The 15,720-nt window shown below is 46.7% G+C and carries 9 protein-coding genes and 3 pseudogenes; all 12 read right to left on the bottom strand.

The window, feature by feature from the left end:
- Positions 1-62: 62 nt before the first annotated feature.
- Positions 63-1,231 (bottom strand): annotated as a pseudogene (locus tag CS022_RS01110) (hypothetical protein).
- Positions 1,232-1,241: 10 nt separating this feature from the next.
- Positions 1,242-1,787: pseudogene (locus tag CS022_RS25740) on the bottom strand (outer membrane lipoprotein-sorting protein); the annotation flags it as partial.
- 303 nt (positions 1,788-2,090) lie between these two features.
- Positions 2,091-4,382: pseudogene (locus CS022_RS01105) on the bottom strand (efflux RND transporter permease subunit); the annotation flags it as partial.
- Between the two features lie 323 nt (positions 4,383-4,705).
- A complete protein-coding gene (locus CS022_RS25735; protein WP_235869179.1) occupies positions 4,706-4,951 on the bottom strand; it encodes a hypothetical protein in 246 nt (81 codons plus the stop codon).
- Positions 4,885-7,062: an efflux RND transporter permease subunit gene (locus CS022_RS01100; protein WP_235869178.1), complete on the bottom strand. Its 2,178-nt coding sequence runs from the start codon at positions 7,060-7,062 to the stop codon at positions 4,885-4,887. Before CS022_RS01100 ends, CS022_RS25735 begins: the two co-directional genes overlap by 67 nt.
- 319 nt (positions 7,063-7,381) lie before the next feature.
- Positions 7,382-8,632, bottom strand: coding sequence for a hypothetical protein (locus tag CS022_RS01095; RefSeq protein ID WP_129120733.1), 1,251 nt, complete (start codon positions 8,630-8,632; stop codon positions 7,382-7,384).
- An 18-nt stretch (positions 8,633-8,650) separates the two neighbouring features.
- A complete protein-coding gene (locus CS022_RS01090; RefSeq protein WP_129120732.1) occupies positions 8,651-9,445 on the bottom strand; it encodes an outer membrane lipoprotein-sorting protein in 795 nt (264 codons plus the stop codon).
- Entirely contained in the window at positions 9,445-11,475 is a 2,031-nt protein-coding gene (locus CS022_RS01085) for an efflux RND transporter permease subunit (protein ID WP_235869191.1), read from the bottom strand. The genes CS022_RS01090 and CS022_RS01085 overlap by 1 nt, the downstream gene beginning before the upstream one ends.
- On the bottom strand, positions 11,448-11,792 hold the full coding sequence (locus tag CS022_RS25730) for a hypothetical protein (RefSeq protein ID WP_235869177.1): 345 nt from the start codon (positions 11,790-11,792) through the stop codon (positions 11,448-11,450). The genes CS022_RS01085 and CS022_RS25730 overlap by 28 nt, the downstream gene beginning before the upstream one ends.
- 57 nt (positions 11,793-11,849) lie before the next feature.
- A complete protein-coding gene (locus CS022_RS01080; protein WP_129120731.1) occupies positions 11,850-12,830 on the bottom strand; it encodes a hypothetical protein in 981 nt (326 codons plus the stop codon).
- A gap of 149 nt (positions 12,831-12,979) precedes the next feature.
- A complete protein-coding gene (locus CS022_RS01075; RefSeq protein WP_129120730.1) occupies positions 12,980-13,189 on the bottom strand; it encodes a hypothetical protein in 210 nt (69 codons plus the stop codon).
- Between the two features lie 15 nt (positions 13,190-13,204).
- Positions 13,205-15,532 carry an efflux RND transporter permease subunit gene (locus tag CS022_RS01070; protein WP_129120729.1) on the bottom strand — a complete coding sequence of 776 codons (2,328 nt, stop codon included), beginning with the start codon at positions 15,530-15,532 and terminating at the stop codon, positions 13,205-13,207.
- Between the last annotated feature and the right edge of the window lie 188 nt (positions 15,533-15,720).

The raw sequence follows: 15,720 nt of genomic DNA, 5'->3' as shown, positions 1-15,720 counted from the left end.
TACACATTCCAGGGTACCCGCTCTTCCGTGAGCAGAAATAACACCCGCATCAGGAAATAGCATCAAAAGTAGTAAGTCATACCCAATTCGATGTAATCGTCTTTCTTTATTTGATAGAGCGGATCTGTCACTTTTTCGCTATTAAACGCGCCAGCAGTCAGATTCCAGCTCACGTCATTGTTAATGCGTCCACTGGCCTCTACACGCAGTGTTGTCGAGTCCGAAGTCTCAAGATCGACGGTCCCGCCAACCAAAAGCTCAGTGCCATCGATGTCGTTAAGTGCAAGCCTTACACCTGCGAACACATCATTTTGACCTATCGGCTGTGTCATACCCTTTCGGTCGTCGTAAAGATACTCTGCCAGCAGACCAACGTCATAACCATTACCTGTGACCAAGCTGTATTCAAAGCCTGCCGTCGCAGCGACATGATTCTCAAGCTGTCTCGATGAATGGCCTCAAGTTTCCATAGCCAACTGCCTGCAATAGCCTGAGCATCCAGAGCTAGCTGTGTCATTTGGGCATAGTGAAGCACCAAGGCTCCTTTCCCGTTTATGACGGCTTGCTGCAAAAACGGATCACGATTGGTGCCATGAAATGCACTCAGCCCGACATCGACATCATCAAGAGAAGTGGCATATCTAAATGCCACATCAGTGTGCTTTTCTTCATTGCTCGATTCATATGTCACATGATGTTCAGAAAAGCCCGGCAGAGAGAGGCGACCTTCAGGGCCCGCATAGGTGCGCTCTCGGAAATATGGCAGAACAAAAACTTCCCACATGCCGTTGTCCGTCTCTGCACCCACGCTTAACATGGGCTGCCCGAGTTTGACTTCACCATCTATGGACTCAATGAAATCACTTTGATTGATAACATCGACAAGATGCTGTGACTCGGTAACACCCCAGAATACTTTGCCAACGCCCGCCTTGAACTCGTAATTCTCGCTGTAATAGGAGAAAAGCGCTTCTCGAATATCAGCATGTGTTCGCTCATCATCCAACGCATCGTAGCGGTAAAAGGGTTTTAAGCTGAAGGTTAAATCAATGTCATCGCTTTCCCAGAAGATGTCTGGCTCAACAAATACAGAAGTTTGATTCTGTTTCTGCCCAAGTGCGCCTTCTTCGAAAAAATATCGATGTTGCACGCCAATTTCTCCCTGAAATTCAAGCGCACTAATGGGTGTGGAGGCCACAAACATCGTGGCCGCTAATAAAGTACTGCGCATAGTATTCTCCCTAACGAACGCGCTTCATGCCTGATTTGCTGAAATCCTTTTCTGTCAGGCCATTATTAAAGGTGAGACTTTCTGTCGTAAGACGCGTGAGTTTTTTCGTCTGGTGGTTAGCCATGACTAACTCGTCCGGACGCCAGAATTTATTGAGGTACTGCTTGTAACCATTGAATGTTAGCGTTTTCAGCAAACTGTTTCTGCGGTCATAGAACTCGACTTTCAGCGGGCGATAATGCTCTTTATCCATCCAGACAAGCTGGCGTGAATATCCAGAGAATTTGTCAGTCGGGGTTTGCTCAATAACAAACACGTCCTGCCCCTCAAAGGTTTCATCACGAAGGTAGGTAAATTCGAACTTCTCAAGCTCAAACGAGCTCAGATCCTCATAAGCAAATTCACTCCCCATAAACGGGCCTGATTTATTACGCGATGCAATGCGCTTCACACGTTTTAGAGCAGGCAGGAAGATCCACTGATCATCCGGTGAACCAATGTGGGAGTGACTCAGAAACACGGTGCCTCGCACGTCTTTTGGCTCATCAAAGATGGTCAGCCCTTTGTCGCCATCGTCATTGACTTCCAATGATTTGATCCGCAATTTGCGAGTGCTCGTGTCGCCATTGGCATTGGTCAGCTCCATGCTAAGGGCCGAGATGCTGTCTCCCCAGCCCAAATCGCGGGCTTTCCTTTCCTGCGCAATTTTCAGGCCCTTCTCATTCTGCGCCATCACTGGCACAGAAGCGGTTATCACACTCAGCAATGCTGAACCCAGAACCATCATTGATGTAAGCTTTTTCATAGAATCATCCCTGTCAATTTTTACTGCGAAGGCTGCGTTCGGTATGCAACCTTTTTTTTCTGTGTATGCTTTGCGGTCAAAGATAAGCAGAGCCGCAGGAAGAATGGTGAAATCAACCGCTAACGCGATAAATATCACCATTGCGCTCAAGGTGCCCATGTCACCGTTGAGCCTGAAATCTGAGGTGGCCAAAATGCCGAAGCCAACCACCAGCACTACTGTGGTGACCCATAACGCTTTGCCAACCGTTGCAAACGCATAGCGGATGCCGGCTTCAACATCATCACCTCGCACTCTGGCGTAGCGGTATTTGCTGAGGAAGTGCACCGCATCATCAACCACAATACCCAGCGTCATGGATACCACGACCGATAAGCCGAGATTGATTTCGCCGGATATCAGCGCCCACACACCGAAGCCCAGAACGGCTGGCGCGATGTTAGGAATGAGGCTGATCAACCCCAGTCGCATTGAGCGCAGCGCGAACACCAAGAGTGCGGAGATCACCACCAATGTCACTGGTAGTGTTTTCAACATGCTGTTCATGTTGTTCTCGCCAACATGCGCAAACATCATTGATGGGCTGGATGCCAACACATCATAATCAGGGGCATTTTCAGCAAACCAGTCATACACACGCAGCTCAAAATCCACCAGCTCGTTACTGCCAATGTTTGCCAATGTCAGTGACATTTTCACCGCAGACTTGTCGAGATTGATTTCGTTATTCAAGTCGAGTCCATAAGGCAAAGACATCTCATACAACAGCAAATATTGAGCAGCGAGTTCGCTTTCTTCTGGCAAGGTGTAATAGGCAGGATCATCACCATGCATATTTTTATTCAAACGCTTGAAGGTGTCTGACAAGCTGGCAACATGATCTATCTCTGGTTGTTGTTTAAGCCAGTCAGTAAAAGCTTCCAGCTTTTTCAAAAAGGCTGGGTCGTTGATGCCATTCTCTTTACCCGTTTTGATGCCGATGCTTACATTTGTGCTTCCACTGAGTTTTTCATCAATGAAGTCAACGGCCACACGGTATGAATTGCCGGTATCAAAGTATTCGAAGGGTTCATCATTGACCTGATTTTGAAATAATAAGCCCGCCGATATCACCACTGACAAGACGCCAAGCGGCAACACTTTTTTGTGGTAACGGATGACGAAATTAGCCAATGGCAGCATAGTTTTATCTTCGCCTTGCTTCACCATGACTCCTTTTTTCTCTGGCAGAAGCGAAAGCAGTGCGGGTAGCAAAGTAATAGACAAGAAGAACGCTATCATGACGCCAATGGCAGTCAATGTACCCAATTCTCGTAAGACAGGTGAGGCTGACGCATTCATCATCAAAAAGCCAAACGCGGTTGTTACTGAGGTGATCAGCAACGCCATAAAGTTGATGCTCAGGCTATGAGATATCGCCTCTTTGTTTTCTTTGCCTTCACGCCTTGCACTGATGTAAGAGACAATCACGTGCACGCAATCAGCGACGGCCAGCGTCATAACGACCGTTGGGACATTCACCGTGCCGTTCGTAATGTAATGCTCGGCCCAGCCAAGCAGTCCCATGGTGGTTGTGATTGAGGCGACAATGACAATTAATGTCGCTGACACAAAGCGCCATGAGCGAAGCATCACGCCCAAAAAGATAAGAATGGCGACAAACATCATGGGTATCAGTGTATTGCCGTCTTTCATTGCCGCTTCGGCAAACGCATAGTTAAGGGCAATAGCGCCCGTCATGTAGAACTCGACATCAGGATAAGATTGCTGCATTTCGGCCATCAGTGCCCGACCATATTCGGCCACTTCTTGCACCTGTAGAGTCTGATCACCATCCGGCAGTTGCAGTGTCACATTGATCATGGTGACGTCAGCCTTGGGAGAAATCAGTAACCCTCTCAGTCTCGGCTCATTCAATGCGATATCGCGGACATAAGCCAGCCGTTCACTATCCAGTGGGTAGTAGTCAGGAACTAAATCCTCGACAATCAGATCATCTTCTTCTGCGGCGGTATGTTGGTAATTGGTGATGGAATCAACACGTGACGAATAGGGTGTTTGCCACGCTTTTTCGGTCATCTCTCTGACCAGCTCAAGTGATGACGCACTTAACGCATTGTTGCTGTTAGGCGCCACCACGATGGCCATGGTATCGGTTTTGGCGAAAACGTTTTCCAACTCTTCAAAAGCAAGGAGTTGCGGGTTTCCGTCATCAAAAAAGATTTTGTAGTCGCCTCGGAAATAGAGGTTCTTATTTCCAATCGATGCCACGATAACAACAAACATGGTTAAGCAAAGAAACCACCATGCTCTGTTAACGGGCCAATTCAGAAGCTTATCTTTCATCACATTCTCCGTTTGTGACGTTCGCGCTGTAAGGCAATCTCAGTATTGTCTGCATCCTCCCATTTTGACGGATCGTCAAAATGGGAGGAAAAATTAACCTCTCAGTGAGAGGCTTTGTTTCTTAGCAAGCAAATCGATGTCTTATGCCGGTTTGCGCTTGTAATAATGATAAAATTGACACTTCGTCAATATTTGACTGATCGTCATAATAGGCCAAAATAACGCTAGGTGGAAGCATTATTCGGCCTTTGTCATATGAAATTAATCAGATATAAATTTACAAACTGCCTCAGAACAATACAAACAGCGATGAATCAGAGGCTTCATTGCTGACCTTGGGCAGCTCCACCTCGCGGAGATTGGCTGAGTTCATTGGCATGACTAACGTCTTCTTTCACATATGACTTTCGGTCAAAAATCAGTAGCGCTGAAGGAAGAATTGTAAAATCAACAATGAGTGCAATGAAAATGACAATCGCGCTGAGTAATCCCATGTCAGAATTTATGCGAAAATCTGACGTAGCAAGAATGCCAAAGCCAACAACCAAAACGACAGTAGTGATCCACAATGCTTTACCAACGGTCGAAAATGCATAGAGGATTCCCTCTTCGACACTCTTTCCCTGAAGCGAGAATGCCGATATTTGCTAAGAAAATGCACCGTGTCATCGACAACAATGCCCATCGTCATCGTTATCACCACCGACAAGCCAAGGTTAATCTCACCAGACAGTAATGCCCAAAGTCCGAAACCCAAGATCGCGGGGGCAATATTCGGTATCAGACTGACGACTCCAAGCCGTAATGAGCGAAGTGCAAAAATCAATAGCCCTGATATCACCAGTAATGTGATAGGCAAGGTTTTCAGCATACTGGCCATATTCACCTCACCAATATGTGCAAACATCAGCGAGATACTTGAGATTGCACGCTCGGTATTCGGTGTGTTGTCTGATAACCATTGCTTAACACGTTGCTCAAATGCCACCATTTCCGCACTGCCGAGATTACGTATCGTTATCGTCAGTTTTACTGCTGACTTGTCGAGATTTATCTCATTCGTTAAATCAAGTCCGTAGGGCAAAGAGAGTTCGAATAACAACAAGTATTGGGCGGATTCAGAACTGTCTAAAGGTATTCGATAGTAGTCAGAATCATCACCGTGCATGTTCTTGTTCAGCCGTTTGATCGTGTCAGAAAGACTGATGACATGGCCAACTTCAGGCTGCGTGTTCAGCCATAGAGTGAATTCTTCTAAAGTACGGAGAAACTCCGGCGACGTGATACCATTTTCCACCCCAGTGTCCAACGAAATGTTAATCACCGTTGAACCTTTCAAAGAGTCATTAACTAGCTCAACAGCCTGTCGGAATGGAGAGCCGGTATCAAAGTATTCATACTGCTTATCATCCACTTTGTTCTGCATCATCAAGACAGAAGAAACGGCAATAACAACAATACCAGCGGGCAGAATGGCTTTATGAAAGCGAATAATCCACAGTGCCAGACGATCCATAGACTGCTTGTCATTATGCCGGTCAAAGGCGCTGTCTTTTTCAGGCATCACGGTTAAAAGTGCAGGGAGCAATGTCACAGACAGGAAAAATGCCACCAAAATGCCGATTGCTGTCAGTGTGCCGAAATCTCTCAGCGCCGGAGACTCCGAGGCATTCAGCATCAAAAAACCAATCGATGTTGTGACCGAGGTAATTACCAGAGCCGTCATGTTGAGGTTAATGCTCTCAAGAATGGCATCGCGATGAGGTGTACCTGCACGGCGGATATTGATGTAAGACGCGATGATATGCACACAATCTGCCACCGCTAGTGTCATGACAACGGTAGGCACATTGACCAGTGCTGTGGTTAGGTAATGCTCCATCCAACCCACTAGCCCCATGGTCGCAATGATTGACGTCACAATAATGGCCAATGTTGCACAGACAAATCGCCATGATTTCAGCATGATGCCAAGAAAAATCACGACAGCGGTAAACATCATAGGAATGAGTGTCGTAGCATCAGCAATCGCAGCTTCCGTCAGCGACATATTGAGAGCCACGATCCCCACCATGTGGAATTTAACACCCGGATACCGCTGCTCCATCTCTGCAAAGATATCACGGGTGAAAACGGCAATTTCGGCAACAAGCTTGGTTGGATCGCCATCCGGTCCATTGAACGACACATTAACAACAGAGATATCGCCAGCTTCCGAGACCAAAGAACCTTTCAGCCTTGGCGCACTCAACGCGATCTCTTTGATATGCGCAATTCTCGCGTCATCAAGTGGCAAATAATCTGGCGCAAGATCCTCAACAAGCAGATCGTCACCCTCCGCTGAGGTATGCTGGTAGTTGGTGATCGAATCTACACGGCGTACATAGTTTGCCTGCCAGAATGCGTCTGTTATCTCTCTGATAAGAGTAAGATTTTCTTTGGTAAATACATTGCCATTTTCAGGTTCTATAACAATTCCCAGTGAATCTGATTTAAGAAACGCATTTTCGATACTTTGATGTGCTTGCAACTGAGGATTGCTGTTATCAAAAAATGTCTTGTAATCACCATTGAAATAAAGATTTTTATTACCGGCGGCTGACAGCAACACACAGAAAAGTGTTAGCGCTATACACAGCCATGCTTTGGCTATTGGTATCCGGAAGAGCTTCCCTCTCATAAAACATTCCCTTTCTTCAAACGTATAAATTAGGCAAATATTGTTATTAGATATTTAGGTACTCCTACGAGCAAACAGCTCCCAAGAGTTATCGCCACATGAGTATTTGACACTCCGTCAAAAAATGACGATATACCAAATTAGAGTAAGTATTCTTATTTGAAAAGCCGGACAAAGACAATCAGGGGTGAAACGGCGAATAAATAACCGCAGGTTTTATTAATGAAACTATATTCTTATTTGGCGTGCGGTGATGGGAGGTGGTAGTTGAGGTGAGGCCAGCCCGAACAGCTGACCCCCTGTAAAAAGAAGAAATGAACTAAAATCGATATTCCAGTCCGGCTTCAACAAAGTCGTCGTCTCGCAACAAATAGAGTGCATCTTTTACCGATTCACTGAAAAACATCTGCCCGTTAAGGTAGATTTTCCAGCTATCGAAGAGCCTCATACTTGCTTCTCCGCGCAACGTCCTTGAATCCATATCTTCCAAGTCTTGTGTCAAACCTATATTGACTTCTGTGCTCCGTAAATCATTGAACGTCCACCTTAGGCCAGAAAATATATCATTCTGAAGATAAGTAAACGCTCGCTGACCCCGAGAGTCATAAAGATACTCGCCATATAAGGTCCACTCATGCCCTTGTAACCAGTAGCCAAGGTAGTCATCAAGGCCGTATAACTGGTACTCAAAGCCTATAGCGGCTGACGAATAGTCCTCTTCACTGAGCCTGTGAATCGCTTCCAGCTTGAATAACCAATCGTCATAAACATGCTGAAAGTCGAGTCCAATCTGGGTCATTTGCGAATAAAACGGGAAAATCTCAACCCCGGGCACAGGACTGATTGTCAATCCGGGAATCCGAGATGTCACCAGCTTTCGGTTAACCATGAAGTAAGGGTCTCTGCTGGTGCCATGAAACGCGCTTAAGCCTATGTCAGAATCGCCAAAAGTATTGCTATAGCGAAACGCAACATCAGAGTGGAATTCATCAAATTTAGATTCGAAACTCGCCCCGTTTTCCTGTAATCTGGGGTAAGCTATTCTTCCCTCTTTCGTCGCAAATGAACGTTCACGAAAAGCGGGCAGGTATAAAACGTCAAAATGCCCGTAGTCTGAATCGAATATCAAATTCAACATGGGCTGACCCAGTTTCTGCGAACCGTCGAACGAATCCCCAAAGTCAATTTGGTTGACAATATCAACGGGGTTAAATGACTCCATCACCCCCCAAAATGTCTGACCTATTCCAACCCTGATTTCATAGTCGCCTTTGTAGTAGCGAAAAAGACCTTCCCGAATGTCCATGACATTTCGGCCCTTGTCCAAACTATCAAAACGATTGTACGGAACATAAGTAAAGCTGGTGTCACCGTCTTCATTCTCAAAGTAAATCTCGGGGGACAATATTAGTGACGTCTGGGCCTGTTTCTGGCCCAGACTTCCCTCTTTAAGAAATTGTCGATGTTCAACTGCAACAGTGACATTGATATCTGCACCCAGTATGGCGTGAGCTTGCGAAGACAGCCACATGCAAGCGAGAGCAATACTGTACGTGTTGCACTTTTTCATCCGTGATCCTCAGCTATGCTATCTCACCCGGCTCATGCTGGATTTAGAAAAGTCTTTCTCTCTCAAGCCAGTGTTGAACTCGATCGAGTCAGTCGCCAGTACTGTGCTTTTACCTGTCTGATGGTTTTGCATCTCAAGGCGGTGAGCTCGCCAAAATTTATTGAGATATTGCTTGTACTCGCTTGCCATCAAAGTTTTCAGGAGTGCTTTTTTCCTGTCGTAAAATTCAACCTTTAGAACACGGTAATGTTCTTTACTGACCCAGACAATTTGTTTGGTGTAGCCTGAAAACTCATCTGTTGGGATTTGCTCAATCACAAAAGCGTCTTCCCCATTGACAGCTTCATCACGCAGGTAGGTGAATGCATACTTATCCAGTTCAAACGAACTGAGATCTTCATAAGCGAATTCACTGCCCATAAACGGACCCGACTTATTTCTTGACGCGATACGCTTCACGCGTTTCAGCGCTGGCAAATAAAGCCACTGATCATCGGGCTTATCAACGTGACTGTATGACAGGAATACTGTCCCCCTCACATCTTTTGGCTCATCGAAAATGGTCATTCCCTTATCACCGTCACTCTGAACCTCAAGGTTCTTCACTCGGAGCTTACGGGTACTGCTGTCTCCACGGGCTGTTTTCAGCTCCATCACCAGCTTGGCTTGACTGTCACCCCACCCTGCTGCACGCGATTTCATCTCCTTCGCAATATCCAGCCCTTTCGCCTCATCTGCGAATACAGGTGCAGTCAATCCAGCCATTGCTAACACGGCTATACCGACCTTCAAATGTTTAAAAACCTTTTTCATTATCCCCTCTCCTTTTCAATTTCATTTACAGAATCGTGTTCTATGACACGTTGATAAGGTTGCTTATCAAAAATAAGCAACGCAGCCGGTAGTAATAGAAAATCTATTACCAAAGCAATAAATATAACGAGAGCGCTAAGCGCACCCATATCAGCATTTACACGGAAGCTTGATGAGGCAAGTATGCAGAAGCCGGCAACAAGTACCATGGTGGTGACCCAGAGTGCCCGTCCAACTGTGTTGAAGGCATAACGAATCGCCTCTTCAACCTCATCACCTTTCAACCTTGCATATCGGTATTTCGTCAGAAAATGCACACTGTCGTCGACCACAATGCCAAGCGTCAATGTCGTCACAACGGAGAGGCCAAGGTTAATCTCTCCGGAAAATACTCCCCAGATACCGAAGCCAATAATGGCAGGAACGGCGTTAGGCAATATGCTGATGAGGCCGAGTTTCAGGGAGCGCAATGCAAGCACAAGTAAACCTGAAATCAGTAAAAGCACCCATGGTAAGGTTTCTAGCATGCTCGACATGTTTGTTTCGCCAATATGAGCAAACATCAGTGCGGTACCGGACACCGATACCGAGCAAGAAGGGCACGATGAAATACGTTCCTTGAACCACTGGTTTATGCGGGTCTCAAACGCCACCATTTCCTTACTGCCTAGGTTTTCCACCGTCAGCGACACCAACACCGATGACTTGTCGATATCAAGTCGATTATTAAGATCTAGACCGTAAGGCAGTGATAACTCGAACAATAAAAGATACTGCGCGGCTAACTCAGACGATTCAGGTAAACGATAGTAAGCGGGATCACCACCGTGCATGTTCTGGTTCAACCGATAAAAGATATCTGACAGGCTGGCGACATGATCTACTTCCGGTTGCTGCCTTGCCCATTCGGCGAAACTATCCAACAGGCGAAGAAAGTCCGGTTCAGTGACACCCTGTGACTGCCCGGAATCCACCGTCACACCAATGCGGGACATGCCACTGAAATTGTCCTCCATAAAATCCACTGCCTGACGGAAAGAGTTATCTCCGTCAAAATACCCGATGGGTCGATCGTTCACTTCATTTTGAACTAATCCCGCGACACTGAGTGCCACAACCACGAACCCCGCTGGTAAGAGCTTTTTGTGATGACGAATCACCCAGTCAGCCAACCCATTCATATTACGATTGGTCTTGGATGACAGCGCGGGCAGCTTATCAACAGGGATCAGAATGATGATTGCGGGTAGCAGAGTAATAGACAGGAAAAAGGCAATCATCACCCCCACCGCAGCAAGGTTGCCGAATTCAATCAACACCGGAGATGTCGACGCATTCATCATCAAAAAACCCACCGCTGTAGTCACAGAAGTGATCAACAACGCCATGTAGTTAAGCTTCAAGCTGTGGTTTAACGCTTCGAATTTAGGCTTACCTTCTCGCAGCGCATGGGTATAAGTGGTAATGATGTGAACAGAATCAGCGACGGCCAACGTCATTAACAAGGTAGGAATATTGACCGTGCCATTGGTCAGGTAGTGCTCAGCCCAGCCAAGAAGTCCGAGTGTTGCAGTGTTGGTCGCAATAATCACCACCAGCGTAGCCAGCATAAATTGCCACGACCCCAGCATGTAGAGGAGAAACAGAATCACTGTCACGAACATAAGCGGGATCAGCGTTGTTCCGTCGCTTAACGCGGACTCTAAAAAGGCATTATTCAACGCCGCTCTGCCGACAAGGTAAAATTCTGTTTTCGGAAAATCACTTTTGGCACCATCAAGCATCTGCTTGACGAAAGTCATGACCTCTATCAACGCATCCGTTTGGTCGCCATCAGGCAGGGTCAGACTCACCGATACGGTGGCAACATCGGCCTTCTCTGTCACCAACGCCCCTAAAATCTCCGGTTGATTAAGGGCCACACCTTTAACGTAAGCCACTCTTTTTTCATCAAGCGGATAGTAATCAGGAACAAGGTCTTCAACCACTAAATCATCCGCCTCTACGGCAGTGTGCTGATAGTTTGTAATTGAGTCACACGTGTCGTGAAAGGAATTTGCCAGCTTTTTTTTGTTATCTCGCGAATGAGGCCGAGCGATGACGCGCTAAAAACCTGACCGTCAGGCGGAACCACAACGATGATTAATCCGTCGGAGCTGTTAAAACTGACCTTTTCGTTTTCGTAGGCAACGAGCTGAGGGTTGTCATCTTTGAAAAAGACTTTGTAATCGCCCCGAAAATAGAGATTTTTAGCGCCCAGTGAAGCCGCAACAACAAATAAGATCGCAATGAGAATACACCACCACGGACGTGAGGCGGGCCATTGAAGCGCTGCACTAACGTTCATTCAACTACCTTTTTCATCACCTATCTCACTCCTTTTGGTTTTCACTAAGCACTGGCGTTAAAAGTAGTACTTCACACCAGCCTCAACGTAATCATCATCTTTAATGTTGAACAAAGGATCCTGTTTTTCTTCGCTATTGAAGAATGCGCCGGAGACTCTCCATGTCAGGCTTTCACTGAAACGGCTTGTCACCTCTATCTGTGTTGAATACGAAGAGATATGTTCGATATCCATCAAGAAACCGAGACGCAATTCTGTGCCATTAATGTCGTTAAATGCCCAGCGAATACCAGAAAAAATATCATTCTGAGTAATCGTCGGACTGAGTTTTCTCGCATCCGCCTCGGCCTGAAAATCAGGCGTTAACACACCACCAAACAAGGTATCGGAGAGAAATATCAGCAGCTGGGTTGTGTCATCAAGACTGATCCTCACAGGCCCAATAGGATCTCGGCTGTCATACAAGTACTCAGCAAACAAGGTGACCTCGCTGTCACTCCCCCAGACGCCGACAAAAGGATACTCAAAACCAGCGACGATCGCCGTGTGGCTGACAAGGCTTTCGCGTCTGATAGCTTCCAATTTCCATGTCCAGTCGCCCCAGAACGCTTGCAAATCGATACCAAACTGGGTCATTTGCGCGTAGTAAGGCACCACATCGATGACTGTATTAATTTGCGTTTCTACCGGTGTAGAGACTTCCGCGGCAAAGTATGGCTCTCTGTTTGTGCCATGAAACACGGTGAAGCCCAGATCCCATGTATCAAAGCTGTAGGAATAGCGTAGTGCTAAATCGATGTGCTGTTGCTTTCTGGACGACTCATAAATTGGATTATTGACGATACCAGGGAAAGAGAGGCGTCCTGTATTACTGGCAAAGGTCCGCTCCCTGAATAGTGGCATGACATAAAACTCTGTCAGTCCAAAATCATTTTCAAGGTTCAGGTTAATCATCGGCTGACCGAGTTTCTGCCCCGTGATGGAATCCACCAGATCAGACTGATTGATGACGTCAACCACATTCAACGATTCTGTCACTCCCCAAAATACTTGTGCCGCGCCCGCTTTAACCGCGATCTCGTCGTTAAAGTTAAAGAAGTAAAAGCGGTTCTCGTAATAGGCCTCACGAATATCGATGTGAGAGCGGTTCTCGTCGAGAGAATCAATCCGGAAAAACGTTTTCCACGTCAGGCTGTGACCCTCTTCTTCACTCTCCCAAAATAGGCTAGGTTCGAAAACAGCAGAAAACTGCGATGAGCCTGCCCCATTTCCCCCCCTTGGGCAAACTGTCGATACTCAAGCGATATCTCCGCCTCGGCTTCCAGCGCAAAGGCTTGCGGAAAAAGTACCGCACTCACCGCCATCATTGCGCTTGTAATAACTCTCACTAACTTCAAAATAATATCCGTTGTTTAACGACAAGAACTTTCAACAAGGCTCGCTTTTTTGTTGAGATACGCTTTTCTATCAATAAGTAACAGTATGGCAGGCAACATGAAGAAGTCGCCGAGGAGTGCAAACATGACGACAACCGCACTCAAGAATCCCATACTGGCATTCGGCACAAAGTCAGACGTCGCCAGAAGCGCAAAGCCTGTACAAAGAACCACAGTCGTTACCCATAATGCTCTACCGACGGTAACGAACGCATAACGTACTCCGTCTTCGACACTTTTCCCTTCTTCACGGGCTTTGCGGTATTTGGTTAAAAAGTGGACGGTGTCATCAACCACGATCCCCAGCGTCATCGAAACCACCACAGAGACGGCAATATTGATTTCACCAGAGACCAGATACCAAGCACCAAACCCAACGATGATGGGGGCACAATTCGGAATAAGGCTGAGAATCCCCAAACGCCACGAGCGTAATGCCAGGATAAGAAGCGCAGATATAACGCCCAATGCCAGAGGCAGCGTCACAATCATACTTTTGAGGTTCGAAGCACCAATGTGAGCAAACATTACCGACAAGTCTGTGATTTCGTAACCGTACCCGGACGCGTTTTTGTCCAACCAATCTTCCACCTTGCTTTCAAGCTCGATCATCCCTTTACTGCCAAGGCTTCTCATGATGGCCGTGACCCTGACGGCCGATTTATTGAAATCTACATGGCTGTTTAAATCCTGCCCATAAGGTAACGACAATTCGTACATCAGCAGATACTGAGCGCCCATCTCATCGGTGGAAGGTATTTTGTAGTAGTTGGGGTCATCTCCATTGAGGTTTTTGTTCAGACGACGCATCACATCCACGAGACTGGAGACGTGATTGACCTCTGGTTGCTCATACAACCAGTTGGTGAACGCATCGAGTGTTTTCAGAAACTCGACCTTAGTGATGCCCTGCGCTTCGCCCGTATCCAGTGTGATGGTCAGCGTCGTATTGCCGACTTTGTCATCAAGAAAACTCGCCTGCTCTCTGTAATCACTACCAGTCTTGAAATATTTCACCAACTCATCATTGAGTTCGTTTTGTGACATCAAAAAACCACTGGCAATAACCACAATGGCAGCGATAGGTAAGACTTTTCGATGGTGACTGATGACCCATTCGGCGATTTTGAGCATCGATTCATCTTGCTCATCGACACGTGATGTGGAGGTCTTGATAGGCATCAGAGCCAAGATTGCAGGTAACAGAGTCACAGACAGTATGAAGGCAATCATGACTCCAACTGCTGCAAGGTTACCAAAGTCGATCAAGGCTGGTGACACCGACGCATTCATCATCAAAAAACCAAACGACGTGGTTACTGATGTGACCAGAAGCGCAATGAAGTTCAGCTCCAGACTATATTTAATAGCCTCCGTCTGCCCTTTCCCCTTGTTTAATCCGTGAATATACCCCGTGATGATATGAACACAGTCTGCTACGGCTAGAGTGAGCAACAACATTGGGACGCCAATCGTAATATTGGTCAGGTAATGTCCCGTCCAGCCAAGTAAACCCATCGTCATGGATACTGCTGTGCCAAGAACAAGCATGGTGGCAAAGACAAAACGCCAAGAGCGAAGCAATAGTCCGAGGAAAACCATCACTGCTGCAAACATCATAGGGATCAAGGTTCTCACATCCTGCGCTGCGGCGACCCCGAACGCGTCGTTCAACGCAATACTCCCGGACTTGCGGAATATCAGTTCAGGGGCCTTTTCTTTGGCATCTGCAATGATTTTGTTTGTGTGTCTGACTATCTCAATAACTTGCTCTGTCAAACCACCGTCTTCCGGCAGCTGGACAGTAACGCTAACCAGCGCGAGCTGACCAGAGCGGGACACTAATACACCCGCTGTGTTCGCATCAGTGAGGGCAATGTTCTTAATATATTCGATATTTTTTGGTGTCAGTGAATTGTCATCGCCGATCAAAGGCTCGACCACCATGTCGTCACCGTCTGCAGTCGTATACTGGAAGTTGGCGAGAGATGAAGAGCGGATCGCATAGGGAAATTCCCAGCCTAACTCAGTCAGTTCGCGAACTATGTTCAGTGTTGTCTCATTGAATACGTTCCCGCTGGGATCCTCAATGATAATGGCAATACCTTGCGCTGCCTTGAAACGATCTTGTTGCTCAGTAAACTTGATAAGCTCAGGGCTGTCGTCGTGGAAAAATACCTTATAATCGCCACGGAAATATAAGTTCTGTGCGCCGAAGGAAAATAGACCGGCAAATAGCGCCACAATGAAGAGTGTCAGCCACGGTTTTCTTACTGGCAGACCAAACAACACATCAGTAAACATTCCTTTCCTCTTAATCAATCGGCGAAACTCATTGAGCTAAAAAGCGCCCATTTAATGCCTTAATGACTCAAAAATAGTCTCGCGCGTTCATGCCAGTGCTAATGTACTTTTCGCACACCTTGAGACCATCTGTCATCTCAACAAATCGACGAGACCAGGAGCCTGCCCAGCTGGTTAGACCAGATAGA

Source organism: Veronia nyctiphanis, from assembly GCF_004116385.1.
GTDB lineage: Bacteria > Pseudomonadota > Gammaproteobacteria > Enterobacterales > Vibrionaceae > Veronia > Veronia nyctiphanis.
This window is presented reverse-complemented; position numbering and strand designations above follow the sequence as displayed.

What these genes read in the sequence shown, in the direction of transcription:
- CS022_RS01070 (WP_129120729.1), bottom strand. Translation starts at nt 15,532, where the DNA reads ATGTTTACTGATGTGTTGTTTGGTCTGCCAGTAAGAAAACCGTGGCTG.
- CS022_RS25730 (WP_235869177.1), bottom strand. Translation starts at nt 11,792, where the DNA reads ATGAACGTTAGTGCAGCGCTTCAATGGCCCGCCTCACGTCCGTGGTGG.
- CS022_RS01090 (WP_129120732.1), bottom strand. Translation starts at nt 9,445, where the DNA reads ATGAAAAAGGTTTTTAAACATTTGAAGGTCGGTATAGCCGTGTTAGCA.
- CS022_RS01100 (WP_235869178.1), bottom strand. Translation starts at nt 7,062, where the DNA reads ATGAGAGGGAAGCTCTTCCGGATACCAATAGCCAAAGCATGGCTGTGT.
- CS022_RS01095 (WP_129120733.1), bottom strand. Translation starts at nt 8,632, where the DNA reads ATGAAAAAGTGCAACACGTACAGTATTGCTCTCGCTTGCATGTGGCTG.